25 protein-coding genes, 1 tRNA gene and 1 pseudogene are annotated in these 26,477 nt (G+C 59.2%); 10 read left to right on the plus strand and 17 right to left on the minus strand.

Going from position 1 to position 26,477, the window contains the following annotated elements:
* Nucleotides 1-169 precede the first annotated feature (169 nt).
* The 6 genes from WM40_RS00135 to WM40_RS00160 form a co-directional block, all read right to left on the minus strand.
* Entirely contained in the window at nucleotides 170-1,588 is a 1,419-nt protein-coding gene (locus tag WM40_RS00135) for an MFS transporter (protein WP_046151841.1), read from the minus strand.
* Nucleotides 1,589-1,649: 61 nt separating this feature from the next.
* Nucleotides 1,650-3,290 (minus strand): bifunctional 3-(3-hydroxy-phenyl)propionate/3-hydroxycinnamic acid hydroxylase, encoded by a 1,641-nt coding sequence (locus WM40_RS00140; RefSeq protein WP_036008660.1) that lies wholly within the window; start codon nucleotides 3,288-3,290, stop codon nucleotides 1,650-1,652.
* A 5-nt stretch (nucleotides 3,291-3,295) separates the two neighbouring features.
* Complete coding sequence (locus WM40_RS00145; protein ID WP_024902693.1) at nucleotides 3,296-4,168, minus strand: fumarylacetoacetate hydrolase family protein; 873 nt, start codon at nucleotides 4,166-4,168, stop codon at nucleotides 3,296-3,298.
* Between the two features lie 82 nt (nucleotides 4,169-4,250).
* Nucleotides 4,251-5,144 carry a VOC family protein gene (locus tag WM40_RS00150; RefSeq protein WP_046151842.1) on the minus strand — a complete coding sequence of 298 codons (894 nt, stop codon included), beginning with the start codon at nucleotides 5,142-5,144 and terminating at the stop codon, nucleotides 4,251-4,253.
* Nucleotides 5,141-6,190, minus strand: coding sequence for an amidohydrolase family protein (locus WM40_RS00155; RefSeq protein ID WP_046151843.1), 1,050 nt, complete (start codon nucleotides 6,188-6,190; stop codon nucleotides 5,141-5,143). The genes WM40_RS00150 and WM40_RS00155 overlap by 4 nt, the downstream gene beginning before the upstream one ends.
* A 1-nt stretch (nucleotide 6,191) precedes the next feature.
* Entirely contained in the window at nucleotides 6,192-6,617 is a 426-nt protein-coding gene (locus WM40_RS00160; protein ID WP_024902690.1) for a GlcG/HbpS family heme-binding protein, read from the minus strand.
* Between the two features lie 182 nt (nucleotides 6,618-6,799).
* On the opposite strand from WM40_RS00160, the gene WM40_RS00165 reads away from it, so the two are divergent.
* The 3 genes from WM40_RS00165 (at nucleotide 6,800) to WM40_RS00180 (ending at nucleotide 9,396) form a co-directional block, all read left to right on the plus strand.
* The gene (locus WM40_RS00165; protein WP_036008655.1) at nucleotides 6,800-7,543 is read left to right on the plus strand and encodes a GntR family transcriptional regulator; all 744 of its coding nucleotides are present in this window, start codon (nucleotides 6,800-6,802) and stop codon (nucleotides 7,541-7,543) included.
* 434 nt (nucleotides 7,544-7,977) lie between these two features.
* Nucleotides 7,978-9,066, plus strand: a complete 1,089-nt coding sequence (locus WM40_RS00175) for a porin (RefSeq protein ID WP_236693325.1) — start codon at nucleotides 7,978-7,980, stop codon at nucleotides 9,064-9,066.
* Nucleotides 9,067-9,090: 24 nt separating this feature from the next.
* Nucleotides 9,091-9,396, plus strand: coding sequence for a LysR family transcriptional regulator (locus WM40_RS00180; RefSeq protein ID WP_024902686.1), 306 nt, complete (start codon nucleotides 9,091-9,093; stop codon nucleotides 9,394-9,396).
* 58 nt (nucleotides 9,397-9,454) lie between these two features.
* Here the strand turns inward: WM40_RS00180 and WM40_RS00185 are convergent, their stop codons facing one another.
* Complete coding sequence (locus WM40_RS00185; protein WP_024902685.1) at nucleotides 9,455-9,868, minus strand: DNA polymerase III subunit chi; 414 nt, start codon at nucleotides 9,866-9,868, stop codon at nucleotides 9,455-9,457.
* A 217-nt stretch (nucleotides 9,869-10,085) separates the two neighbouring features.
* Nucleotides 10,086-11,606: pseudogene (locus tag WM40_RS00190) on the minus strand (leucyl aminopeptidase); the annotation flags it as partial.
* Between the two features lie 239 nt (nucleotides 11,607-11,845).
* Here WM40_RS00190 and lptF point away from each other — a divergent pair.
* From lptF to WM40_RS00205, 3 genes are read left to right on the plus strand one after another with little or no spacing between them, the layout of a single operon-like run.
* Nucleotides 11,846-12,934 (plus strand): LPS export ABC transporter permease LptF, encoded by a 1,089-nt coding sequence (gene lptF, locus WM40_RS00195; protein ID WP_024902683.1) that lies wholly within the window; start codon nucleotides 11,846-11,848, stop codon nucleotides 12,932-12,934.
* Nucleotides 12,935-14,101: an LPS export ABC transporter permease LptG gene (gene lptG / locus WM40_RS00200; protein ID WP_024902682.1), complete on the plus strand. Its 1,167-nt coding sequence runs from the start codon at nucleotides 12,935-12,937 to the stop codon at nucleotides 14,099-14,101. It abuts the gene before it with no gap.
* Nucleotides 14,101-14,466 carry a sirohydrochlorin chelatase gene (locus tag WM40_RS00205; RefSeq protein ID WP_046151957.1) on the plus strand — a complete coding sequence of 122 codons (366 nt, stop codon included), beginning with the start codon at nucleotides 14,101-14,103 and terminating at the stop codon, nucleotides 14,464-14,466. The genes lptG and WM40_RS00205 overlap by 1 nt, the downstream gene beginning before the upstream one ends.
* Nucleotides 14,467-14,517: 51 nt before the next feature.
* Here WM40_RS00205 and cobA read toward each other — a convergent pair whose 3' ends face one another.
* From cobA to WM40_RS00235, 6 genes are all read right to left on the minus strand, one after another.
* A complete protein-coding gene (gene cobA / locus WM40_RS00210) occupies nucleotides 14,518-15,309 on the minus strand; it encodes a uroporphyrinogen-III C-methyltransferase (RefSeq protein WP_036008722.1) in 792 nt (263 codons plus the stop codon).
* Between the two features lie 135 nt (nucleotides 15,310-15,444).
* The gene (locus tag WM40_RS00215) at nucleotides 15,445-16,851 is read right to left on the minus strand and encodes a sulfate adenylyltransferase subunit 1 (protein ID WP_082102340.1); all 1,407 of its coding nucleotides are present in this window, start codon (nucleotides 16,849-16,851) and stop codon (nucleotides 15,445-15,447) included.
* 16 nt (nucleotides 16,852-16,867) lie between these two features.
* Nucleotides 16,868-17,773: a sulfate adenylyltransferase subunit CysD gene (cysD, locus tag WM40_RS00220; RefSeq protein ID WP_046151959.1), complete on the minus strand. Its 906-nt coding sequence runs from the start codon at nucleotides 17,771-17,773 to the stop codon at nucleotides 16,868-16,870.
* Between the two features lie 105 nt (nucleotides 17,774-17,878).
* Nucleotides 17,879-18,742, minus strand: a complete 864-nt coding sequence (locus WM40_RS00225) for a phosphoadenylyl-sulfate reductase (protein ID WP_024902677.1) — start codon at nucleotides 18,740-18,742, stop codon at nucleotides 17,879-17,881.
* Nucleotides 18,743-18,756: 14 nt separating this feature from the next.
* On the minus strand, nucleotides 18,757-19,350 hold the full coding sequence (locus WM40_RS00230; RefSeq protein ID WP_024902676.1) for a DUF934 domain-containing protein: 594 nt from the start codon (nucleotides 19,348-19,350) through the stop codon (nucleotides 18,757-18,759).
* Between the two features lie 15 nt (nucleotides 19,351-19,365).
* Entirely contained in the window at nucleotides 19,366-21,036 is a 1,671-nt protein-coding gene (locus WM40_RS00235; protein ID WP_024902675.1) for a nitrite/sulfite reductase, read from the minus strand.
* Between the two features lie 476 nt (nucleotides 21,037-21,512).
* On the opposite strand from WM40_RS00235, the gene WM40_RS00240 reads away from it, so the two are divergent.
* Nucleotides 21,513-22,457 (plus strand): CysB family HTH-type transcriptional regulator, encoded by a 945-nt coding sequence (locus WM40_RS00240; protein WP_024902674.1) that lies wholly within the window; start codon nucleotides 21,513-21,515, stop codon nucleotides 22,455-22,457.
* Between the two features lie 153 nt (nucleotides 22,458-22,610).
* Nucleotides 22,611-22,695 (plus strand) — tRNA-Leu (locus WM40_RS00245).
* Nucleotides 22,696-22,755: 60 nt separating this feature from the next.
* On the opposite strand, the gene WM40_RS00250 is transcribed toward WM40_RS00245, so the two are convergent.
* Nucleotides 22,756-23,886 (minus strand): hypothetical protein, encoded by a 1,131-nt coding sequence (locus WM40_RS00250; RefSeq protein ID WP_046151844.1) that lies wholly within the window; start codon nucleotides 23,884-23,886, stop codon nucleotides 22,756-22,758.
* An 18-nt stretch (nucleotides 23,887-23,904) separates the two neighbouring features.
* Here WM40_RS00250 and WM40_RS00255 point away from each other — a divergent pair, with 18 nt between their 5' ends.
* A complete protein-coding gene (locus WM40_RS00255) occupies nucleotides 23,905-24,204 on the plus strand; it encodes a hypothetical protein (protein ID WP_024902672.1) in 300 nt (99 codons plus the stop codon).
* Here the strand turns inward: WM40_RS00255 and WM40_RS29780 are convergent.
* Nucleotides 24,196-24,351 carry a hypothetical protein gene (locus WM40_RS29780; protein WP_157684957.1) on the minus strand — a complete coding sequence of 52 codons (156 nt, stop codon included), beginning with the start codon at nucleotides 24,349-24,351 and terminating at the stop codon, nucleotides 24,196-24,198. The genes WM40_RS00255 and WM40_RS29780 overlap by 9 nt on opposite strands.
* On the opposite strand from WM40_RS29780, the gene WM40_RS00260 reads away from it, so the two are divergent.
* A complete protein-coding gene (locus tag WM40_RS00260) occupies nucleotides 24,350-25,024 on the plus strand; it encodes a pentapeptide repeat-containing protein (protein ID WP_024902671.1) in 675 nt (224 codons plus the stop codon). The genes WM40_RS29780 and WM40_RS00260 overlap by 2 nt on opposite strands.
* Nucleotides 25,025-25,121: 97 nt before the next feature.
* Here WM40_RS00260 and WM40_RS00265 read toward each other — a convergent pair whose 3' ends face one another.
* Complete coding sequence (locus WM40_RS00265; protein WP_390173993.1) at nucleotides 25,122-26,327, minus strand: aminotransferase-like domain-containing protein; 1,206 nt, start codon at nucleotides 26,325-26,327, stop codon at nucleotides 25,122-25,124.
* Nucleotides 26,328-26,477: the final 150 nt, after the last annotated feature.

The raw sequence follows: 26,477 nt of genomic DNA on the forward strand, positions 1-26,477 counted from the left end.
CTGGTGTATTACTGCGCGGCGGCGCTGATTGCCTCTGCGACGTTAGGAATAGGTCTTGTGTTCATAACGAGGTCTTGACAACGAAAGGCCGTAGCGCATTCAAAAACCAAGCGCCGTTCACAGCCAACCTCAACCCTGGGCGCCCGTCCGCAATTATCTACTTCTTCAATTAATGACCCGCTCTCCAACCGGGTGTAGCGTCGTGGCGTTCCGTCGACTGCGTCGCATCAGTGCTTGCGACTGCTTTCGCCGCCACGGCCATCTGATCGGAAGGCAGCGAGGCAATTTCAATTTTGCCCAATGAGATGATAATGGCAGCCAGCAATAGCGCGAGAGCAAATACGGCGAAGGTGATCCACGCACTCGAATTAAACGTCGCGATCGCACCAACGATCACAGGGCCGAGAATACCGCCGACGCGATTCAACCCCACGGCAACCCCCATCCCGGTGCCGCGGACTTCCGTGCGATAGCTCATGGCCTGATAGTTATTCAACACGGCCTGCGCACCGAAAATGAAGAACCCCGTGGCCGCCACCATTGGCAGGACAAAGCCGTGGCCCAACGCAAAACCTAGAGCACCCATTGACACCGCAGCCATCACATAGCCAATAATCATGGCGCGGATACGGCTTCCCAAGCGATCGGCAAGCCATCCCATGCCGATACCGCCGAACACGGAAGCGATCATCGTCAGCGTGCCGTAACCGAATGCGGAGTTCACCCCGGCGCCACTTGCAATCACCAGAGACGGGAGCCAGCCCGTTAGCCCATGGATACAAAAGAGACTCAGAAACCCCACGAGCCAATGGACGATAGTATTGCGGCGATATAGCGGAGACAGCAAATCCGTAATCGAGCCAATCCGGCTAATAGGATTAATAACCGAGAACTCCGCATTGGCGTAAGAATCCTTACGATCCGGCCTCGCGATAGTCAGCCATTTACGCACGCGCTCTGGATTGTTGTGAAGCAGCAGATACTGAATCGACTCTGGCAGCCAAGCCGTTGCGGCGAGCGCGACCAGTGCCGACAATCCCCCGATATAATAAAGAGACTGCCAACCGAACCGATGCGTCAAGGTGATGCCGGCAATGCCTGCAAAAATGCCGCCAGCCGAAAAGCCAAACTGAAAAACCCACGTGGCATAGGTATTCGCTTGTTTGCGCGGCGCCCATTCATTGATGCACGTCAAGGCCAGCGGGGTAACCATCCCCAGCGCCGTGCCTAAAACGAGTCGCGCAATGGCAAACTCGATTGCACCGCTTACCATCGTGGCGAGTATAAGGCTTGCTACAGTAAGCAGCCACAGCGCCAGGATCATGATCTTGCGGCGACCAAATCGGTCCGAAAGCAGTCCTTGCAATACGGATCCGATCGATAAACCGGCAATGCCGCTCGATAACATGATGCCGATCAATGTCGCGGACGGATGCCATGTTTGGCGTACCAGCGGAATGACATACGCGGCATTGAAAAGATCATAGCCATCGAAAAACATGATGAAGGCTACAAGTATTGCAAACTTGTAGTGAAAGACACCTATGGGCGCTTGAGCAAGCTCTTCGCGCGCGTTGATTAAAGCCATTTGTCTCCTCCTCGGGAGCGGTTCCTCTCGCGGCGTCTGCGCGCCGCTCGTGAAAGGCTAACTACATAACGGATGACAGCGCTTCAAGCATGGGTACCAGTTCGTTCGGATGCTCGGCAACGCCATAAACGTAGTGGTCAGGGCGTACAATCGCCGCAGTGCAGGCATGCTTGGCAAACCAGTTTTCCAAGACACGATCCAGCTCAACGACGCGACGCGTTTCACCCTCCACCTCGACCGATACCTTTTCACGTTCCTTGCATACTTGCGCGATTCGAATATGCCTTTGCGAGAGCAACGTACGCAGTGACGCCGGCAATGGTTCATCGTTCGCAAGCACCACCCGCCATCCGTCCCCAATCACCGTGTCAAAAAGTGCCGTCTTGCCTTCGTGCCGGATACGCGGTTGCGGGAACAAGGTGCCGTTCGCCAAGTGATCCGTCGTTGATAGCAGGCCAGCTTGCAGCGGTGGCACGATTTCCTGACGCGTCACCGTCTTGATCACCCCTCCCGCTTCTTCCAGCAGCCTCGCATCCCTTAGGCGGGCTTTTTCAAGATCACGTTCGCAAATAACCTGCCCCAACGCCTTGATCCGCGAAGTGAGCGTTCGAACATGCGTACTGCGCTCGATCTGATAGGAATCCAGCAAGGTATCTCGTGCCTCGCCTCGAATGACCTGCTTGAGCTTCCAGCACAGGTTGACCACGTCCCGTACGCCCTGGCACATGCCCTGACCAATAAAGGGCGGCTGCTGATGCGCTGCATCACCGGCGATAAAGACATTGCCCTTACGCCATTCCTTCGCCACCAGCGCATGGAATCGGTAGCTGGCCGCACGCCACAGTACGCCGTCTTCAGGCGCCAGCCACCGGGATAGCAACTGCCACACCTGTGCCTCTTGCTGCATGTGTTTCGGATCCTCATCCTCTTGCAGCATGATCTCCCAACGACGATGACGACCCGGCCCGACGATGTACGTCGCAGGACGGCTCGGCTCACAGTATTGGACCGCCGTCGAAGGTAGTTTTGCCAGCCCCGATTCATTGACCATCATGTCGATGACAAGCCAGGGTTCGTCAAAGACCAGATCTTCGTAGCGAATGCCCAATTGATTCCGGACCGTGCTGGATGCGCCATCGCAACCGATCATGTACTCCGCCGTCACCGTGCGCTCGACCCCGGTATCGTCTCGTAAATGCGCGGTGATTTTTTCATGCGTTCGGCCACCGCTTGCTGTGCCAGGGCGAGTGCCAACGTCGTCGCCCGCGTGGTCAATGGCGGCATCCTGCCCGCGATCAAATTCGACCAGCCGAGTCCCCAGGGCGATCTCGACATTCGGCTTTTTCGCCGCATGCGCTCTCAACGCAGCTTCGACGGGCGGCTGCGTGAAGACCATCGTGGGGATATAACCTAATGGATAGGGCTCCGGAACTTGATGGATACGTTTGATCAATTGCCCATCAACGCCATAAAACTCCGACGGTGGAAAGACTGCGATATGCTCCGCGATCTCGTCCACAATGCCGATCTCCTGAAAAACACGCATGATTTCATGATCGACCGCAATGGCACGCGGTTTTTCATAAACCGTCCGGCTAGCGTCGATGCAAAGAATTCTCAGACCAGCCGCACCCAGCAGATTCGCCGCCACCGCGCCGGAAGGACCGAATCCGACAATCAAAACGTCATAATGGGCATTCATTTCTTTCACCGGGCCAGGCTTTCATCCTGCACATTGTTCTGCAGAAGGCCGATTCGTTCGACTTCGACTTCAACACGGTCTCCGTCCTTCATAAAGACCGGAGGTTTGCGAGCCCAGCCCACGCCTGCCGGCGTTCCCATGGCAATCACATCACCGGGTTCCAGTGTCAGACATTCGGTTAGCAGCTCGATTGTTTCCGCGACGCCCCAGATCATGTCGGACGTACTCGCGCGTTGCATCACTTCGCCATTCAACCTCAGTTCGACCGCGAGACCTTCCGCGCCAAGCGGCAGTTCATCCGCTGTCACCACATAGGGACCAAACGCTCCCGTGTTATCGAAATTCTTGCCAATCGTCCATTGCGATGTACGCTTTTGATAGTCACGCACCGATGCGTCATTGAAGCAGGCGTAACCGAAAACATGGCTTAACGCATCTTCGCGCTTGACATGACGCGCACGCTTGCCGATGACTACCATGACTTCGGCTTCGTAATCCAGCTTGTCGGAGACTTGCGGACGAATGATCGGATCGCCGTGCGCGATCAACGAGCTGGCGCCGCGGAAGAAGATCAGGGGATAAACCGGCTTATCGTTGCCGCCTTCCTTGGCGTGATCATAGAAATTATGACCCAGACACACCACCTTGCCTGGCGCCGGGATCGCGGGACCCAACTTCACTGAACCGTACGGCACGCGATGATCAGCGGCCGAGGCGACAGCGCGCTTCGCGGCAGCGACGAGGTCAACGCCAGCGAGCAATGCCTGGCGCAAATCGGCAGGCACTGTGCTATCGAACCGAGCAAGATCAATGACCTCATCACCGTCCAATACACCCAGACGGTATCCGTCGTTCGATTTGAATGTCAGCAGCTTCATGGTGCATTTCCCTCTTTTTCGCGATGCTCTTCAGTGATGGAACCTGGCCAACGCACGGCGGCAATTCACCAGGCGGTGCGCGTTATCGCGCGAAAAAAATCGTCTTTTGGGCTGTTTTCAAGCGGGCCGACGGCGGCTGTCCAATGCCCCATTGATCAATTCGCCCTGGCGGCCATGTCCAGTCGTCCGGGCCACCTGTCTTGTAGCTATCGTCAACCTGCTCGACCTCGGCGGTATATTCGATGACGAAATCAAACGGCCCCAGAAAATAGGCGAATGCGTTGTTACCCGGCCCGTGTCGCCCGACACCCCATTCGATGGGATAGCCGGCATCACGCATGCGTCCGCCGCCACGCATCACGGAATCCAGATCAGGCATCAGGAAGGCAATGTGATTCAGACTGTTCTCTTGCGAGTCGGCAAGCGCGATGCTGTGATGGTCCGTACTGCATCGCATGAACGCCATGATTCGCGTGCGATCAGATAGACGAAAACCCAATGCTTTCTCAAAAAACTGCTGCGCGACGGCGACGTTTTCGCTGTTGAGTACGACGTGCGTGATTTTGACGGGACGGTCTTTCACCGCATCGATATCGGTATGCCGGATATCGCCATACACGAAACGCAGGATGCGTCCTTGCGGATCGGCTGCCACGAGTTCGCGTCCCTTTTCCGGACCGGTTACGTCCGACGGACCCGCCAAGATCGTTCCGCCGGACTCGGGGATCGTTCGTGCCAGCTCCGACAACGCTTCCAACGACGCAACATTAAAAACGACCGCCCGTACTTCCGAACGTGGCGCACGATGCAGCGAGAGTATGTGATGTGCAGGGCCCGTACCACGGAGGTACACAACGTCGTCGGTCTGCGCAACGACATCCAGATGCCATGTCTCGGTATAGAAACGCGTGGCCGCCGATATATCCGGCACACCAATGTCAATACCGCGCAAGGCGGTAACAAACGGATAGGTCATATCTCGCTCCCAGCATGAAGACCAAGGAATATTTCAGCATTGCGATATAGAAGAAGATCGCGTAGATGCTGGTCGGCACTCGCGGCTTCAACCCGCGCACGCGGGTCGTTTTCGCGGAAAGCGAAGGGGTAGTCCGTGCCGATCATTAACTGCGTCGAACCAAACAGGTCGATCAAATGGCGCAACGTCGCATCGTCAAAAACAAGCGTGTCGTAAAAAAATTGGCGCGCCTGAACAGCAGGCGCCGTATGCATGCTGTCATTCAAGACTCCGAATACGCGATACGCCTGATCTAATCGCGGAAGAAGCGAGCCCAACGTTCCTCCGCCGTGGCTAAACGCGATGCGTAGTTTCGGAAATTTCGTCAATACATTGGTGCAGATAACCGATGCTGCCGCCAAGCCGACGTCGGTAGGATAGGCCAGGGCCTGCAGCAAAGGTTTAGGCCCGATCAATCGGTCTTGCCCGGTGGGTTTGAGCGCATGCACGAAAACCGCCGCACCCAACGCTTCCGCCGCTTCAAAAAAAGGCGCAAATCGCAAGTCGCCGATAGGTACGCCGTTCACATTACTTCCCACCTCTACACCCGCAAATACATTACTCCGCATGAGATGGGTCAGTTCGCGAATGGCCAGATCAACATCCTGCAACGGTATGGTGCCCAATCCGATCATGCGTCCGTCGCTTGCAGCCACCATGTCGCCGATCTGATCATTCAGATAGCGTGACAGGACCTGAGCGTCGTTTTTATCCATCCAGTAAGACAATAGCTCGGGCATGGGAGAAACGGCCTGAAGGCCAATACCCTGTGCGTCCATATCAAGACGCCGTTTCTCACCATCCCAGCAAAGGTCGGACACGGTCCGATAGACCTTCTCCTTGATCATGACGTGCCGATGACAGGCGTCCGCGGGCGCCATCGACGGCCAGTCAACGGGAATCTTTGTTCCGATATAAGCGGGGAAATCCGACGGCACGAAATGGGTGTGGATATCCACGCCGCCCATCGCACACCGACATTGGGCCGCTAGCGGGCGTCCTTGCATATCAATGCGCTCCGTCAAGGACTTCCGCCAGGGCAGTCAAGCAGATCTGCTCATCCTGGTCGCCTGTACCGCCACTGGCGCCTACCGCGCCGATAATCGCACCGTCGCCATCTTTAATGAGCACGGCACCGGTCTGCGGAATAAACTTCCCCTTGCCTGTCGCCATCAGCGCATTGAAGAAGCCTGGATTGTCTTTGGCGCGCCCCACCAGATCCCGCGTCGGCACGCTCATTGCAGCACTTGTCCAGGCCTTTCCAAGCGCAATGTCAACGCGGATCATCGTCGCGCCATCTTCCCTTTGAAGCGTCACCACATGACCGGCGGCGTCCACCACAACCACCGCCATGGGCGCAAACTTTTGCATGCGCGCGGCGGCAATGGCCGCGTCGGTAATCTTGCTTGCCAAGGTAAGCGTTAAAGCGGGCATGTCCTACTCCACGTTGCAATCGGTCTTGCATCTCTCAAGATATACAAAATTGTAGTTCATATGATTTTGTATATAAAATAGGGAAAACCCGTGTTTTGGCGCTATTCGCCCCTCTTCCCTGATAAGCTATACTTGTCCTTACGAAATTATTCGGATCGTTCTTGTTCCTCTCCAGGTCAGCCATGTCTTCTCCTTCTTTGCCGCAGCCTGCAGGTGCAGCGCAAGGCCAAACGACACCGTCTTTTGCTACCCTGGCAACCAATCTCTATGATCGGATGCGAGCCGATTTGCTCGACGGCAAATTGACGCCTGGCAGGAAGTTGGAAATAGAGAACCTCAGCGAGCAGTACCAATCAGGGCAGACGCCGATCCGGGAGGCGTTGAATCGCCTGACATCCGACGGCTTGGTGGAACGGCGTGACCGGAGGGGCTTTGTCGTGGCCGGTGTCAGCGCAGCCGATCTTCGAGAGATAACGAAAACGCGATGCTGGTTGGAAGAAATCGCGATCCGCGAAGGGTTTGCCGCGAACTCTCCAGAATGGGAGGAGCAAGTGGTATTGGCTTATCACCGATTGTCGAAGGTGGTACGGTCTCTTTCTGAAGTGGAATACCAGGAAAATCCCGAGTGGGAGCGGCTGCATCGTGCTTTTCATCGATGCCTGATCAGTGGTTGCGGATCGCGCTGGCTAATCAATTTCTGCGACCAGTTGGGCGATCAACTGTATCGTTATCGCCAGCTTGCCGTCCGGCGTGTCTATCCAAAACGGCACGAGCGGGAAGAACACAAAGCCATGCTCGATGCGCTCGTCGAAGGCGATGTGGATAGGGTCGTTGGATTGTTGAGGGCGCATTACGAAACCACTGCCGAGATCATTCTCGCGGACGCCGAACTTTTTCCCGGAGAAGGCGCGACTGTCTCCGATTAAGACCTCGGCAACTTCCATCCTCTTCCGTACTTTCCGCCTGGCTGCCTCGTAGCGCCGCCAAACACCTGTTGCACGGTTACCTTCATCACGTGGCATTTCCAGTGAAAGCCACCGCTCGCTTTCTCGATCGCGATGCCGGCCTCCAAAAGGCCGGACCGCACTTGCCTCGCGTGCGTCCACATATCAATCAAATGCGCGTATGCGCCTTGTTGCGAGCGCTTGCAGGCTTTGCATCGGATCGCCATGCCTTGCTCGTAAATGACCGCGATGAACTCGCACCACGCAGGTTTACCCGCAGTGTGCGTTTCGCTACATTTTCTACTTTTTGTACAGGAATAATAGTTTCCTCCTATTTTGTATATCTTTAATTTTCATTACGCTCCGCAGACACTTCTATAAAAACCTGAGCTTCAGGCTCGACTGTGGGGACCATTGTGAAAAGATTGAAGTTAGCTGTAGCGCTGGCGGCGAGTGCCTGGGCATCGATGTCTTACGCGCAATCGAACGTCACCTTGTATGGCATCATCGACGCCGCCATCCAGGTGGGGCGTACTGGAGGAACAACCACAACGCGGCTGGATTCAAGTGGCGTCGCGCCATCTCGCTGGGGCTTGCAGGGCAGCGAAGATCTGGGAGGTGGCTTGTCTGCGGTCTTCCGGCTGGAAAATGGCTTTAATACCAATAACGGGACGATTGCCGGCAACGGTGCGGAATTCAATCGGGAAGCGTGGGTCGGCTTACGGGGGAAATTCGGTCAGGTGCAGTTGGGCAACAACTACACCCCGCTTTTCACTACCTACGTAAACTATTCGATGGGGGAGCTGAATACCCTTGGATGGGGTAATGCCACCAATAATTTTGCGTTTGTACCCTCTGCCAGAACTGCAAACTCGGTGCGCTTCGTTAGCGCACCGATTGGTGGGGCATTGGTGAGGTTGCTGTACGCGCGTGGCACAAATGGCACCGCCGGCCAACCGCCCTCGCTAGGCGATACCTTGTCTGCCGGCGTCAATTACGTACATGGCAATTTTTCAGCAGACGCGGACTATCTGCAGCAGCGCTTTGCACAAACCGCCGTTGTGACCCAGAACAGCCCGGTGGCAACCGGACGTTACTATCTTTTCGCGGCGTCTTACGACTGGGGACGCGTCAAGGCGGCCGCGCTGTATCAAATGCACCGCAATGCCACTGGCGTCACCGCGGCAGTCAATAGCACCTATGCAAATCCCAACCACGATTTCTACGAGGTTAATTTCCTTGTCCGAGATATAGCCCATGGGACGGTTTTGGTCAGCGTGGGACAGTATCGCCTGAGCGCTGGGAGTAGCGGTGATGCCTCATCCTATGCGGTGCGTTATGACTATCGTCTGTCGAGGCGAACCGGCCTATACGCAGGGGTTTCCGAAATTCGCAATCACAGTGCCGCTACGTTCTCTATGAATGACGCTTCCGGTGCAGGCATTCCCGTCAAGGCAGGTGGAAACTTGACCGCATTCATCGCGGGTATCGTGCATAAATTCTAAGCGTTATCCGGGGAGGTGCGTGCAATGCTGAACACGAACCTGCTTCGATGCTTTTTAGCGGTTTTGGAGCATCGCACAATGACCTCCGCGGCACTGGCGTTATGCATCACCCAGCCAGCACTATCAAAGAGTTTGAGTCGCCTCGAGAGCGAACTCGGTGTACCCCTTTTTTATCGCACTCCTGATGGGACGGTCCCGACACAGTTCGGTATCACGCTCGCCAATCGTGCGCGATTTATCGAACTGGAGTCACAACGTGCGCGCGCGGAACTAAAGTCACTACAAGAAGGGGGCGTTGGCTGGCAGACCATTGGGACCGGGCCACGCTAAATAGAAGGGAAGGCCCACCGGCTTTCGGCGTCGCCCTTTCCCGCCATCCGCCAACGAATCACGCGGCGACGTGATTGGTCAACGGGTAGCCACGGTCACGATAGAAGCGGTATCGATCACGGCCGGCGGTCACGGCTTCCGGCGCCGCACCCACGATCTCCAGCAAGCGCTCGAAACGCGCGAAGTCATCGGGCACGGCCGCACCCAAATTCACGAGCACTGCATGATGTGGTGCCCTGGCAGGCTCCGTGCTCAACACCACCGGCGTCTGCGCCGCCAGTGGACTGTCCACGCCACAATGTGGAATGAAGTCCAATGGCGAGAACGTCCACAAGGCCGTATCAAACGCCGCCAGCGTGCCCGGCTCCGCTACGACGACAATCTGTTGACCGGCCCCGTACGCCTTGCGCACCAGCCGACAGGCATAGCCAATCTGGTCCGGCACCCCGGTGTGAAAATCGATACGCGTCATAAGCCGGCCCCGACGATGTACGCGCGGCGGTGGTTACGGAGACGTTCCGCGAACAACATGGCGCTCAGGCCGCGCTCGCGGCCTTGACGGCGGGCTTGCGCCCAGGCGCCTTGCGCGCCGCCGGTCCGGCGCCGGTGACACGCGTGGTGCCAGCTTTCCGGGCAGCGGGCTTGCCTGCTTTCGCCGCCTCGTCCACCAACGTGGTTGCGGGTCCGTCCGCCCGTTCGCACAGGAATTGCACCAGTAGCGGAACCGGACGGCCAGTCGCGCCCTTTGCCGCACCGCTCTTCCATGCCGTACCGGCAATATCCAGATGCGCCCATGGATACGCCTTCGCGAAGCGTGCCAGGAAGCATGCCGCCGTCACGCTGCCGGCAGGACGGCCGCCGATATTCGCCATGTCCGCGAAATTCGACTTCAACTGGTCCTGGTAGGCATCGTCGAGCGGCATCCGCCATGCGGCGTCCGCGGCGATCTTGGACGCGTCCAGCAATTGCGCCGCCAGCGCGTCGTCGGTCGCGTACAGGCCGGAGTTGTGGTGGCCGAGTGCGATGATGCAGGCACCCGTCAGCGTGGCGATGTCGACCACGGCGGCCGGCTTGAAGCGCTCGGCGTAGGTCAGCGCATCGCACAGGATCAAGCGCCCTTCGGCGTCTGTGTTCAACACCTCGATCGTCTGACCCGACATGCTGGTGACGATGTCACCCGGCTTCAGCGCATTGCCACCGGGCATGTTCTCGCAGGTCGGAATGATGCCGACGACATTCAGCTTCAGCTTCATCTCGGCAACGGCGCGCATCGTGCCAAGCACGGTGCCGGCACCGCACATGTCGTATTTCATCTCGTCCATCGCCTCGCCCGGCTTCAACGAGATGCCGCCCGTATCGAACGTGATCCCCTTCCCCACCAGCACCACTGGGGCATCCTTCGCACCGCCGCCGTTATGACGAAGCACGATGAATTGTGGCGGCTCGACGGACGCCTTGGCCACGGACAGGAACGAACCCATGCGCAGCGCCTCGATCTGCTTGCGCTCCAGCACCTCGACCTTCAGCTTCCAATCGTGCGCCAGCTTGCGCGCGGTGTCGGCCAGAAAGCGCGGCGTGCAGAAATTCGGGGCTTCATTGCCGAGATCGCGAGTCAGGTCCATCCCGTTAGACAACGCCACACCCGCCTGGAGCGCCGTCCTCAGGGTCTTGTCCTCACCGGCGTTGACGCTGAACAGCACTTTCTTAAGCGTTCGCGCGGGGGGTGCGTCGGCACGCGACCGACGACCGGCAAAGCGATAGCTGGCCTCGCGCAGGCTGACGATCGCCGTGCGCAGCGCCCATGCCGCGTCGCGCTCCGGCACGGGCAGTTGCGCCAGCGTGTGCAAGACGTGCGCGGCCTTGGCCGACGCCAAGGCACGGCCGACGGCGCGGGTCGCCTCCAAATAGGCTTTGGCGCCAAAGGCGTCCGGCTTGCCAAGGCCCACCGCCAGCACGCGCGGCGCGGGCCCCTCGGCGTCGCAGTGCAACAGCAACGTCGCACCGACGCGGCCTTCCATGTCCCCGGTCTTCAGCAAGCGCGCCAACAGGCCGTCAGTCGCGGCATCGACATACGCGGCGGCTGGGCTCAAAGCAGCATGACCGGTCGCCTCGAATACGCCGACCACGATACAATCGGTCTTTGTACCCGTAACGCCGTCGGCGGTGCCGGCCGTCTTGGTCCATCCGAAGGCTTTTATGCTAAAGTCCATCGCGCTCATTCCTGGTGACAGTTCAAGCGCGATTATCCGCTATTTTCCGCCTAACGGCAGCGAGCGGCAGTTGAACGTGTTCCAGGCCTGCGCGTCATGCTCCCCTGACGCGGTGTACGGAACCCGCTAACGTGATGCGTGTAATGCGTCGAAACAAGTCCGCCAGCGCTATCAGGACCTCCTTCGCGCTATCCTGCTGAGCGGATCGCGTGTTTCCGGCGCTCTCTCATTCTGACAACATGATTTTTCAACGTTCACTGCAGCGTGAACTCGCGGCAACCGCCGGCGCCGTCTTCATGGTGCTGGTGACCATCATGCTGACGACAATGATGATCCGGGTGATCGGATCGGCCGCCGTCGGCAAGATCGACCCTCACGACGTCCTGGTATTGATCGGCCTGACAATGGTCGGCTACCTCGCCGTGATGATGATCGTCACCCTTTTCGTCTCCATCCTGGTCGTGCTGACGCGCTGGTATCGGGATTCCGAGATGGTTGTGTGGCAGGCATCCGGACTGAGCCTGACGGCACTGATACCGCCGGTCGCGATGTTCTCGGCGCCGATCATCGTTGCCATTGCGTTTTGCTCCTTGGTGGCGTGGCCCTGGGCCAGTAACGAGCAACAGAAGATTACCGCGCGCTTCCAGCAGCGCGACGATCTCTCGTTGATCCTGGCCGGACAGTTTCGCGAGTCGGCCACCAATCACCGGGTGTTTTTCGTCGAAAAACTCTCCGCCGATCAAGCCCAGGTGCAGAACGTCTTCGTCACCAGCACCGAGAACGGAAAATTGTTCGTCGTCGTGTCGAAGCAAGGACAGATCGAGACCCAACCGAACGGCGATCGCTTTGTCGTCCTGGAAAATGGCCGCCGATACGACGGCGAGCCCGGACATGCCAATTTCCGCGTAGTCGAGTTCAAACGCTACGGGGTAAAAATGGACGACAAACCGACCGTGGACACGCAATCCACGCGCGGCACGCCGTCGTTGGCGCTTCTGCAAAACCCCTCGCCGGATAACTTGGCAGAACTGGCCTGGCGGCTTGGGTTGCCGATGACCGGCATCACCCTGATGCTGCTTGCCATCCCGCTGGCCTATCAGAATCCGCGGCGCGGGCGCACCATTAATATGGTGTTCGCCGTTCTCGTGTACCTGACGTACTCGAACCTGCAGAACCTGATGCAAAACTGGATAGAGCAGCGCAAGATCTCGTTCGCATTCGGCCTGCTGGCACTCCATATCATCGTGGCTTGCCTGGCCTCCTTCCTGTTGTGGCGCCGGATTCAAAACCGCCCCCTCTTCACTCTTCGGCTGCGGCGGGCAAAATAAATGTTACGTACCTACGAACGATACATCGGGAAGCAGATCTACCTGACCTTTGTTTTCATCCTGTTCGCGTTTTCAGGGCTGTTCTTCTTTTTTGACTTGATCAGCCAACTTGATTCGGTCGGCAAGGGAAATTACAGTTTTGCGTATGCGATGCTGACGGTTGCGTTGCAGCAGCCGTCGCATTTCTACGAGATTATCCCGGTCGCGGTCCTGATCAGCGCCATTTATGTCTTAGCCCAGATGGCAGGAACGTCCGAATTCACCATCTTGCGCGCCGCCGGACTATCGCCGCGTCGCGCGCTCGGCACGCTGATGAAGATCGGTGTACCGCTGCTCCTGGTCACGTTCGTGATAGGGGAATTCGTCGGCCCCTACGCCAATCAATTGGCCGAGCAAGTTCGTTTGGGTGCGCTGGGCTCGTCGGTCTCATCCGGCTTCAAATCGGGCGTCTGGCTGAAGGACACGGTGACGGCCAATACGAAGGGCGCGGCGAACGACCAGGCCAGCGTCACGCGTTTCGTCAATGTTGGCAAATTGAATTCGGATTCATCGATCAGCGCGGTCAAGATCTATGAATTCGACTCGCAATACCGGCTGAACAGCATCCGCGAGGCAAAGAGCGGGACGTTCGTTCCGCCAAACCAATGGCAGCTGCATGACGTAACGGAAATGGACCTGCAACGGCTCACGGATGAGCCAGTGGCGGATCTGAATTCCCTCGATCCACTGTACCGGGCGACCGAGAAGGTGCAGCCAGAAATGTTGATGCGCTCCGAACTGACGCCGCGCATTCTGGCGGTGCTGCTGGTACCGCCAGACCAGATGTCGATTTATGCGCTATCGTCGTATATCAGCCATTTGCGCGAAAACAGCCAGGATGCCCAGCGCTACCTTACCGCACTATGGCGGAAAATCTTCTATCCGTTCGCGGTATTCGTGATGCTAACGCTGTCCCTGCCCTTTGCCTATCTGCACAGCCGTGCCGGTGTCGTCGGGATGAAGGTTTTCGGCGGCATCATGCTGGGTATGAGCTTCCAGTTGATCAACACGCTGTTCTCCCATATCGGCAACCTGAATACCTGGCCGGCGCCTCTGACGGCGGCGCTGCCCTCGCTGATCTATTTGGTGATGGGGATGGTCGGCCTTAAATGGATGAATCGAAACTGATGTCACGCCCCGGTATCATCTTGTTTGGTCATGGCGCACGCGACCCGCGTTGGGCGGTGCCTTTCGAGCGCCTGGCGCAGCGGTTGCGCGGCGTGCCCGATGCACCACCGGTATCACTGGCCTTTCTGGAATTGATGTCTCCGGATTTGGGGGGCGCGATTGACGCACTGGTCGCCGAAGGGTGCGATACGATCAAGGTCGTGCCGGTGTTTTTCGGCCAGGGCGCCCATTTACGTCGGGATTTGCCCGTGCTGCTGGATCAATGCAGACTGACGCGGCCCAACGTGACCCTCCTCTGCACCCAGGCGGCAGGCGAGGATGACGCGGTGCTGGACGCGCTCGCAGCATACGCGCTACGGGCGTAGCGAGGGTATGTGCGCGCCGCCTCGCAATCGCCTGGCCGCCGGCACCCGCGCTTAGGCAGCCACGCCCTGTTCGTGTTTGGACGCAGCCGATGCTTCGGCTGAAGCCGGCGCCTCGGCCCGTATCGCCCTCTGCCGAAACGCGTCGCCAATCAGCAATGTACAGGGCTGCGACGCGTCGAACCAATCAGCCAGCGCGCCGTCCGCCAGCGCGCGGAGGGTGACGGTAATGCTACGCTCGCGGTTCGTCGAGCACGCTTCAACCACGACCGCTGGCGTGGCGGCATCTCGCCCCGCTTCGATCATTTCCCGTGCGATGTCCGGGGCCTGATCCCGACCCATGTAATACACTAGCGAATCCGCATCGGCACGACGTTGGATCTCATCCGAATCGGCGGCACGGCTGCGCGTGGCCAACACCACGCTGCGGGCGACGCCGCGCAACGTCAGCGAACGCTTCAGGCTGGCTGCGCTGGCCAGTGACGCGGTTACACCCGGCACGACGTCATAATCGATACCGGCGGCCTCAAGCGCCCGCATTTCCTCATCGGCGCGACCAAACAGCATGGGGTCGCCGCCTTTCAGCCGCACGACCACTTGCTCGTCATCCTGCGCTTGTGCCGCATCCACCAACTGCTTGTTGATGAAATGCTGCGCACTCGAATGCCTGCCGCAGCGTTTGCCGACGGCGATCAGACGCGCATTCGGTGCGAGTGCCAGCATGTCCGGTTCGACCAACGCGTCATGCAGCACCACAGACGCACGCGCCAGCAAGCGCGCACCCCGGACCGTAATCAAGTCGGCAGCGCCTGGTCCCGCACCAATCAGATAAACCTTTGCTGTCATCTTTTCCCCCTGCCGGGGATCCTTTGCCGCATTACGCCGCCCATGTTCCCGGACGATGCGTGTGGATTGCATGCCGCCTTGCCTCTATACACCGCGTCGCACTTCCACATTCAAAGGGTCCGGGCAGCGAGGCAATCAGGCACTGTATTGCCGAATCATTCCGGCAGCAACCGTATGATACGTCGCTTCGTCAATCAACACGAACGCTCCCGTCGCCGGATTGCTGTCGTAGGTATCACAGACGATCGGTTTTTGCAGATTCAACGAGATCGCGCCGATATCATTCATCTTCACCGTGACCGCGGCGCCGCTATTGTCCGAAAGGGTATGGTCCAAGGTATGGACATCGAGCGTATGCTTGACCGCCGACACGCGTGCGAATACGGTTGCCGTCGTGTGCTTCAGCAGATACTTGCGCAGCGGCGACAATGGTTCCTCCCCCAGCCAGCAGATATCGGCCTCGAGCTTGCGCGCGACAATACCGCTGCCCTGCTGTTGCGCCGCATCCGCCGTGCTCGACGCCTCCACGAACATGTCGCCGCGCGACACGTCGACATCGGCGGTCAGCCGGACCGTGACACATTGCCCGGCATGCGCCTGCCGTACCGCCGCCGTACCGCCCGGCACCGGTGCGATCAATTCGGCGATCTCGGCCTCGATGCCCCCCGGCAACACGCGAACCTTTTGCCCGACGCTCAGCCCCCCGGATTCAATTCGCCCCATATAGCCGCGGAAGTCATCCGCTTGGGAACCGTCTTGCCGCGCAACCCATTGCACCGGGAAACGCAATGCGCCAAGCCGTTGCGCCACCGGCAGTAGTTCGAGCGTCGACAACAGCGGACCATCGCCATACCACGGCATCTGTTCACTCGGGGTCACGACGTTGTCGCCCTTCAATGCCGATACCGGGACAAATCGCACGTTCCGCAGGCCGAGGCGCCGTGCCAGCGCGGCGTAGGCTTCCCGGATCTTGTCGAAGACACTTTCGCTATAGTCAACGAGATCCATCTTGTTGACAGCGACGATCACGTGCTGGATGCCGAGTAACTTGACAATCGCGCTATGTCGCTTGGTCTGGGCCAGCAAGGTGGTCGTGTCGCCATCGAATGTCACGCGCGTGGCATCGATCAGGACAATGGCCGCGTGGGCCGTAGACGCGCCCGTGACCATGTTGCGCGTGTATTGTTCGTGCCCCGGCGTATCGGCAATGATGAACTTGCGACGACCAGTCGCAAAATAGCGGTAAGCGACATCGATCGTAATGCCTTGCTCGCGCTCAGCCTCCAGGCCGTCCGTCAGTTGCGCGAGGTCGATTTCGTCGCCGACCGTCCGCTTGTTCTTCGCGCGGGCCAGCGCACCGAGCTGATCGCTCAGCACCGCGCGGCTGTCGTACAGCAGCCGGCCGATCAACGTGCTCTTGCCGTCGTCGACGCTGCCGGCGGTGATGAAGCGTAATACGCCAAGGTCGGCCACCGGGCCGTCGCTTGCGTGTGACAGGCCCGCATTCGCCGGATGCCCGGCGTTGAGAGATGGTGTGCTCATAATCGGTCCGCCCCGCTCAGAAATAGCCTTGCTTCTTGCGTTGTTCCATTGCTGCCTCGGATGCCTGGTCGTCCATCCGCGTCGCCCCGCGCTCGGTGACATCGGCCACCGCCGTCTCGGCGACGATCGCCGCGACATCGGTCGCGTCGCTCGCCACAGGGCAAGTGCAGCTAATGTCGCCAACGGTCCGGAAACGCACCAGCGCTTCCTCCGCGACCTCGCCATCGCGCGGCGGCGTCAGCCGGGTAACCGGTACGAGCAGGCCGTTGCGTCGTACGATTTCGCGCGTATGAGCGTAATAGATCGACGGCAACGCCAACCGTTCCCGTCCGATGTATTGCCAGACGTCCAGTTCCGTCCAGTTCGAGATCGGGAACACGCGCAAGTGCTCTCCCTGATGCAGCCGTGCGTTATACACACTCCACAACTCGGGGCGTTGCGCCTTCGGGTCCCATTGACCGAATTCGTCGCGGAACGAGAAGATGCGTTCCTTCGCGCGTGCCTTCTCCTCATCACGACGGGCTCCGCCGATCAATGCGTCGAACTGGTGCGCCGCGATGGTTTCCAGCAGCGTGACCGCCTGTGCTCCGTTGCGCGAGTCCGTTTCACGCCGCAGACGCACCGTGCCACGGCGGATCGAATCCTCCACGTGCCCGACGATCAACTCGGCGCCCAGTTCGGCGACCCGCTGGTCGCGAAACGTGATCACTTCGTCGAAGTTGTGGCCGGTATCGATGTGCACCAGGGGGAAAGGCAGCGCCGTCTTGCGATTCGGACCGAGGCCAAATGCCTTCAATGCCAGATGCAGTACGACGACCGAATCCTTCCCCCCTGAAAACAGCAGCGCCGGCTTGCGGCACTCCGCTACCATCTCACGCAGGATATGGATGGATTCGGCTTCGAGCCAATCCAGATGGTCCATGCCGCCCGCAGGCAGCGCGCCATCGGCTGGCACAGCGCTCACACCGGCGGCATCGCTATCCAAGTCAAAAGGGCTGTTCATGTTGCTCATTGCCTCCAATCCATGTCACTGCTTGCTGTCTGATGTTGCAACGTTCTGATGCAATCCGCATTCTTTCGTGTCTCGCGACTCCCACCACCACCGACCCGCCCGGCTGTCCTCGCCGGCCCGTACCGCGCGCGTGCAGGGTTCGCAGCCTATACTCGGGTAGCCCCGCGCATGCAGCGGATTGACCGGGACATCGAGCCGATCCAGATAGGCCCAGACATCGGCCTCGGTCCAATCGGCCAGCGGGTTGTATTTCGCGATATCGCGCGCGCCGTCGTGTTCACGATGCGGCAGTTCCGTACGCGTTACCGATTGTTCCCTACGTTGCCCGGTTACCCAGGCATCCACACCAGTCAGTGCCCGATTCAACGGTTCAACCTTGCGCATCTCACAGCACGCCTTGCGTAGATCGACGCTTTCATAGAACGCATTCAAACCGTGCGCGTCGACGTATCGTGCAACGGCTTCGGGACGCGGCTCGAAAGCCTCGATCCGATAGCCATAACGGCTTTCCACTGTGTCGAGCATCCCAACCGTCTCCACATGCAACCGTCCGGTCTGCAACGTGAAGATGCCAATATCGACGTGCCGCGAAAGGATCGCATGCGTGAGCACCATGTCTTCCGCCGCCAGGCTGCTCGCAAGCTTGACCCGGTGCCCCGGGTGCGCGGCGGCGATACCATCGAGGCGCCCGTCCAGTTCCGCGATCAGGGCGTCCAGCGGTTGAGAGCGCGGGCCGTCACGGCGAGGGCCCGACAATATCGGGCGCATGCTGATGGTGCTGACCGTATCGGTCTCGCCGGCACCGTCATCGGCGCGGGCAATCGACGCGTTAACATGCGCCAGCGCCGTTGCCGATGGGGGGACCGTTTCCGTTGCCATGGTGCGTGCTCCGTTCAGGACTCAGACGACGAAAGTGCATTCGCCGCGGCCAAAGCCACGTCGCCTGCGTGCGCCGCCGCTGTCGCCCCGTGGCGCCGCACTCGACGAAACAACGGACGCGGATCATCGAAAGCGCCTTGGTAGTGCACTGTCAGCTCGTCGAACGCATGCAGTGCATCATGAATGTCCTTGTCCGCACGGACCGCGAACGCGTCGATTCCGCAACGCGACATATAACCGATCTGGTCGCGCAAGACGTCGCCGATCGCCCGTATTTCCCCCTTCCAGCCATAGCGTTCGCGCAACAGCCGGGCGATGCTGATTCCCCGGCCGTCCTTGAACGCCGGAAAATCGACGGCGAGGACCGTGACCGAATCGATGTCATCCAGGACTGCGGCCGGCTCGTCATTCGGCGCCAGCCAGATGCCCAGGTCGGCCTTGCTCCGCGCCGCGGTCAACGCGTCGCGATGTTCGGCCCAATACGTGAACGGCACGATAACGGCGCCGTGCGGCAGATCTTGCGGCGCCGGCACTTGCCCTTGGGCATCCGCACGCACGGTGTGCCAGCGGTCTTCCACGACCTCGCGGTTCTTGATGATCAATGCCATGGTGTGGGTCCCCTGTCAGGCGACGGCCTTCGGCCGGGATGCGTAGACGTATTCCTTGAAAGGCGTCACGCCAATACGAGCATAGGTATCGATAAAGCGCTCTTCGCCATCGCGGTTCGCAACAAAGGTATCGATAATCCGCGAGACGACGTCCGGCACTTCTTCCGCCGAAAACGAAGGGCCGATCACGCGACCGATTCGCGCCGCGTGGCCTTGGTCGCCGCCCAGTGACACCTGGTACCACTCGCTGCCGTCCTTGTCGACGCCGAGAATGCCGATGTTGCCGATATGATGATGACCGCATGAATTGATGCAGCCGGAGATATTCAACGTCACGTCGCCGAGGTCGTACACGTAGTCCAGATCGTCGAAGCGGCGTTGGATCGCTTCCGCGATCGGGATCGACTTTGCATTGGCGAGCGAGCAGAAATCGCCCCCTGGACAGGCGATGATATCGGTCAACAGGCCAATATTCGGCGTGGCAAAACCCGCGGCGCGCGCCAGTTGCCACAACGCGTGCAGATCCGCTTGCCTGACGTCCGCCAGAACCAGGTTCTGCTCTTTCGTCACGCGGATCTCACCGAAGCTGAAACGGTCGGCCCAATCAGCGACGGCTTCCATCTGCGCATCGGTCGCATCACCCGGTGGCGCGTTGTGGGGCTTCAGCGACAGCGTCACGCTGGCATAGCCCGGTTGACGGTGCGCACGAACATTGCGTTCGGCCCAGCGCGCGAACGCGCGGTCGTCCCGCAGATGCTGCTCGTACTGACGATCGATTGCCGGCAGCGTCTCATAAGGATGCGGCACAAAATAAGACGCCACACGATCGCGCTCCTCGACGGTAAACGTCGCGGGACCGTCCTTCAGGTGGACCCATTCCTGCTCCACCTGCTCGGAGAACTGCTCGGCCCCCAATGCCTTGACCAGGATCTTGATCCGCGCCTTGTAGATATTGTCGCGCCGTCCATAGCGGTTATAGACCCGTAGCGCTGCCTCGCAGTACGAGGCAAGATGTTGCCATGGCAAATCACGCTTGATCACACTGCCGAGAATGGGCGTACGGCCCATGCCACCGCCGGCGAGCACATCCGCAATCACATCACCGTTGGCGTCACGCTTCAAATGGATGGCGATATCATGCAGCAGCGTTGCCGCACGATCCTCGTCGGCGCCGGTGATCGCAATCTTGAACTTGCGCGGCAGCCAAGCAAATTCCGGGTGGAACGTCGACCACTGCCGCATCAGCTCGCAGTAGGGGCGCGGATCGACACGTTCATCGGCAGCAACCCCTGCGAACTGATCCGTGGAAATGTTGCGAATGCAATTGCCGGACGTCTGGATACCATGCATCTCGACCGATGCCAGTTTTCGCAGTATTTCCGGCGTTTCCTCCAGCGTGATCCAGTTGTACTGGATGTTCGTGCGGGTGGAAAAGTGACCATATCCACGATCGTGCTCACGCGCGATATGCGCCAACATACGCATTTGCGTACTGCTCAGGTTGCCGTACGGAATCGCGACGCGCAGCATATAGGCATGCCGCTGCATATAGAGACCATTCTGCAGACGTAGCGGCTTGAATTCTTCTTCATCCAGTTCGCCGCTCAGGCGACGCCGCACCTGGTCAGCGTACTGCACCACGCGTTCGTCAACGATTTGCTGATCGTACTGGTCGTATTGGTACATAGGGGAACTCGCGTATTTCGCCACTCTTCGCCAAGCGCTCCGCTGAGTCCGAGAGCAGCCATGAGCAGCTTACAGACTGCGACGTAGGCACCTCAAACGCTAAACCGGGGGCGCTTTACTACCGCGGAACGGTGGCATTGGGACTGGAAATCGTAATAAACTCGCTTTATATTTCAAACGACTAAAAAATTAGTACGTTATACCGCAGGGTTATTAGCCCGGTCTGGCCCGCCAGACGGGGCGCTACGGCGCGTCGGCGGGCCAGACGGCGGTATGTTACATCGCGTCAGCACCGCGCTAACCCTGTTTCGCGACAGGGTTGTCCTTCGGGCGCCGCACGTCACGAAGTCGCCCCGTGGGGCCTGCGGCAGCGTTTTGAAGACGCCATTGCGGCACCCGCGCGGTTGCGCCACGTACTCATTAAACCGGACCAGGGGCCTTTGCCGGCACTGGCCCTTCGGGACTTGCTGCTCATCATGAACCTGCATCAATTCCGCTTCGTCCGCGAGGCCGTGCGTCAGAATTTCAACCTGACTGAAGCGGCGAAAGCACTATTCACGTCACAACCCGGCGTTTCGAAGGCCATTATCGAGTTGGAAGAGGAGTTGGGGGTTGAAATCTTCCGGCGACACGGCAAGCGCGTACGCTCGCTGACCGAGCCTGGACGCCTGATTCTGGCATCGGTCGAGCGCATTTTGCAGGAGGTTGAAAGTCTGAAACGGGTGGGGAGCGAATTTGCCGCCCAGGACCAAGGCAATCTGACCATTGCGGCCACCCACACGCAGGCGCGCTATGCGCTGCCGGCCGCCGTGGCGGATTTTCGCAAACGCTTCCCGAAAGTGCATCTGTCGATCCTGCAAGGCAATCCAACGCAGGTTGCCGAGATGGTGCTGCGTGACCAGGCGGATCTGGCCGTGGCGACGGAAGCCATTGCCGATTACCCAGGGTTGACGACGGTGCCCTGTTTCCAATGGATGCACGTGGCCATCGTCACGCATGATCACCCGCTGGCGTCACGCGGTGAGTTGTCCCTGGAAGATCTGGTCCAGTATCCGCTGATCACCTACGGGTCCGCCTTCGCGGGGCGAACGAAAATCGACCAGGCGTTCGAGCGTCGCGGGCTGACGCCGGACATCGTGCTGGAAGCGATAGACTCGGACGTGATCAAGACCTACGTGGAGCTGGGACTGGGCGTGGGGATCATGTCCGATATGGCGTATCAAGCGGATCGAGACAAGTCACTGAAAGCCATGTCCGTGGGACATCTGTTCGGATCAAACGTCACACGGATTGCGCTGAAGCAAGGGGCCTATCTTCGAAGCTATATCTATACGCTGGTCGAATTGCTCTCGCCGCAGACCGATCGCAAGCTGCTGGATCAAGCACTACGCGGCAACGAAGGCGAGCGATACGAGCTGTAGCCTGCGGGCCATTAAGAAAATGGCGATCAGTGCTTGCCTCGCTGAACATTTTCCGCCATAATCCCGCTTCTTGTTTGTCTCGGTGTGTGCTTTACAGCATTTTCCTGGTGGCAGTTTGTATCGCCACCATCAAGGATCACCGAGCCACAGACGGCCCGGGTGGTGAAATTGGTAGACGCAGGGGACTCAAAATCCCCCGCCGCAAGGCGTGCCGGTTCGATTCCGGCCCCGGGCACCAACGGGATTTAGCGGATGTCTATCCGCAAAAAAAGGCCTGCTCTTCGGAGCAGGCCTTTTTTCATGGCGCGGGCGCCTGCTCCGTCGCGTTCATGCCGAGGCGGCTAGCCGTATGGTTTGTCCGGGGATTGACGGGGTGCGCGGTGATGCTTCGTATTGTGTGGTCACGCATGCTGGCAACTACCGATTGCAGCGACGAATAGCCGGCAATATTCCGCAGGCGGAAATCAGCGCCCAACACATTAAGATGTTCGTCGTTGTCGAAATACGTTTCCCATTCATGGGCACCCATGTTCCGTTGCAGTAGTGCATCGATATCGGCGGACGTCGTCCCGGGTGAAAAATGGGTAAATGGATGGGCCGCAACGGCCTTTATCACCAAGTCATCTTCCCCTGGCACGTATTCCGTGTATGCCACCGCGTAAATCGGACGCCCTGGAAAACCGATGTCCTCCTTGCGCACCAGGGCGAAAAAACGCTCATTCGGTTTCCCCTTCGCCCTGAACGCATCATCGATATAGGACGCGAACCGTGAGAGGGAAATAAGGTTGTGCCGCTGTTGCTCGGACATTCTCATACTCTCCGCTACGTCACCCGCACAAGCTTCACCGGGTGGGCGAATAAGCATATCCGCATACTGGCGCGCCCTGCTCACCTGCGAGCGGAAATGGTCATGGTCAAGCGGCGTGGTCATGACGTGCGCCGCTCGACCAGATTGTGGAACACCCGTAGTGCGTAGCGCGTTACGCACTTTATTCACTGGGATCAGTGTGAACGCAGTGGTCGCCGACCACGATCGGCTACGGTCATTGAACGCCTTGAGCGGTTCGATGTCCGCGGCAAGACGAGACGCATGCGGCAATCGCGCCAGGCGCCGCTCGATCCACGATACCTTGCGATGATGGATCGGGACACTGCACGCATACGCGCTTAGATGGCCTACGCCTTCCGGCGCGGATGCCGATTCACCTTGCGCATGCGTCCCGATCCGCCCCGATGCAATAACCCATTGACCGATACGCCCCAACACCGACGACATCGCACCCGGTCGACTATGCGCCACGGCAACGCGCGATAATGCCGGCCCATCCACATCCGCCGACACATCGTCCACCTCTCCTTGAACGCATCGTCTTGATGCTTGCGTCAAAGAAAGTGATGCCGATGTCGGCGCAAGCTCGCGGCGTTGCATAGTCTCGTTCGTCTAGCCATGAAGGAAGCCCAGAATAGCAAAGCAGACAATGAAAAGATCGCCTCTAAACCTCTCTCCTACGGCCAATCAAGCGATGCAACGGTGATGCCGAACGAGATGCCTAGCCGGAATTTATTCAAAGGCCGCACGCCGTTCACGCACTTGCCCTGCGCCATGGAACAGATCCAATTTACAAGCATGGACCAGCCCGCACGGCGCTGGATGGTGCGGGATGGCTGTTGGGTACTGCGAGGTAGATATTTGATGCAGGCCAGCGCGGCTATTTGTGGCCGCGAGGCGCTGTCGCCGTCACGGTGACAGCGCGCGGCATGACATGGCATTGTGCGCGAGCGTCCGCCATACCCCCCCGAGCAGGCCTACCAACATCGGCAATGACATCGTGCTGTTGCCGTTGTACTGCCCGCTATAATGCCAATCCGTTCCCGCCATTCCTTTTCGCGTCATGTCGACCCTGCCGATTACCTGCGAGACGCCTGGCGCGTTACGTGCCCTTGTCAGTGAAGGCGGGCGCCATTATGTCAAACTCGCCTTCGCGGATGCGGATTTATCGAATCTCGATCTCAGTGGCTGCACATTCGAAGATTGCGATCTGGCCGGCGTGGCACTCCGTCATGCCGATCTGCGAGAAACGCACTGGCAACGTTGCCGAATGGGACATGTACGCTTCGATGGCATCAAGGCCCAAGGAGCCGCTTTCACTGCATGCGATCTGGCAAATTCCGAATGGCGAAACGCACGTATCGATGGGGCGTCCTTTTCGGATTGCCGCTTGACCGGCGCACAGTTGAACATCGATATCGGCCTGATCGGCGCGACCTTTGCGCAAACGCGTCTCGTGGCCGCCACGATCATCGGACTGTCGATGCGCAAAATGACGCTTGACCATCTCGACTTTTCAGACGCGGACCTGCGCGGCTGTGATTTCCGGGAAGCGATTTTCGAGGGTGGCTCGTTGCGTGGCGCCGCGTTCAAAGACTGTAGATTTAAAGACGCCGATCTCAGAAATTGCGAGTTGGGCGAACTGTCGTTGGCGCAAGCCACGCTCCTGCAAGGTGCCATTATCTCTCACGAGCAAGCCGCACAGATCATGACCACGTTTGGCTTCGTCGTAGCGTGACAGCAAAGGGTAACAACGGTTGTGCAAACGCATACGGGCCCGTATGCCAATCGGGTATAGCCGCCGCGCCCGGCCCTGACAGCGATTACCGCACGCCTCAATCCGCAACGCTAGACACCGCCTGCGCCAGCCTTTTCGTGCCTTCTCCAATCTGTTCCAGCGTCGGCGTCGCGAACGAAAGCCGAACAGCGCTAGCATCGGCGTTCGAGGCGTAGAAAGCCTCGCCCGGCACAAACATCACGCCGTGTTCAATTGCCGCTTTCAACACCACCGCCGCGTCGATTCCCTGCGCGAAACGCCCCCACAGGAACATCCCCCCCTGTGGCCGGGCAAACGTTAGTTGCTCGCCCAATGACTCGGACAGTCCATTTGCCAGTGCATCGCATTTCGCGCGGTAGCTGGCGATGATGTTCGGGAGATGGGCCGCAAACGTATCGCCCTCCAGATACGCCGCGGCCACGGCCTGCATCCAACCCGGACCGCAGAGATCCACCGTCTGTCGCGCAATCGAACATCGGCGCATGATTTCAGCAGGCGCCAGCATCCAGCCAACCCGCATTCCCGGCGCAAGGATCTTCGACAAGCTGGAGAAATGCACGATCAGGTCGCGCGCACCCGGCACGTCCTGTGCCAACGCCAACAATGACGGCTGTGCCTCCCCAGCGAAACGCAGCCCACTGTAAGGGTCATCCTCGATCAACAGTAGTCGATGCTTGACCGCGAGTTCGAGCAACGCCACCCGCCGCGCGCGCGACATCGTCAGGCCGCTGGGATTCGAAAACGTCGGCACCGTGTACAACGCCTTGGGTTCGGATAGCCTGTCGTCCCAGCACGCCAATTGTTCCGATAAGGCATCGACGTCCAACCCATCGGCATCCACCGCCACCGGTATGATGCGGCCCTGCGCCAGGCGAATGGCCTGCAGCGTCGCCGGATACGCCGGTTGCTCGACGAGGATGACATCCCCCGGATCCACCATTACGCGCAACAACAAATCAAGGCCCTGCTGGGACCCGGCGGTCACCATGATGTCGCCGTCGTCGCACGCCACCCCACGCGACCGCATCACAGCCGCGAGGGCCGCACGCAGCGACGGCAAGCCATCGGTTGGACCGTACTGCAAACACGCGGATGGATTCGACCACGCCTTCTCATGCGCGCGTTGCAAGCCATCCCGATCGAACAGCGCGGGATCCGGCATGCCCCCCGCGAATGAGATCATCCCGGGTCGGCTCATATACGGAAACAATGCGCGGATTGGTGATCCGGCCGCATGCCGGTACGGTGTCGCGAAAAAAGACACGTTCATGGCGTTACCCGTCACGGAACGCGTGCTCGCGGATCCAGAAGCCGTGCTGGAAAGGTCGGATTGCGTGGTGCTCATATCATCTCGAAAAAAAGGACGGCAACTGCAACAACGAAAACAACGCTGACGCCAAGGAAGGCAAGACCA

Source organism: Robbsia andropogonis (assembly GCF_000970345.1).
In the GTDB taxonomy this organism is placed as follows: domain Bacteria; phylum Pseudomonadota; class Gammaproteobacteria; order Burkholderiales; family Burkholderiaceae; genus Robbsia; species Robbsia andropogonis.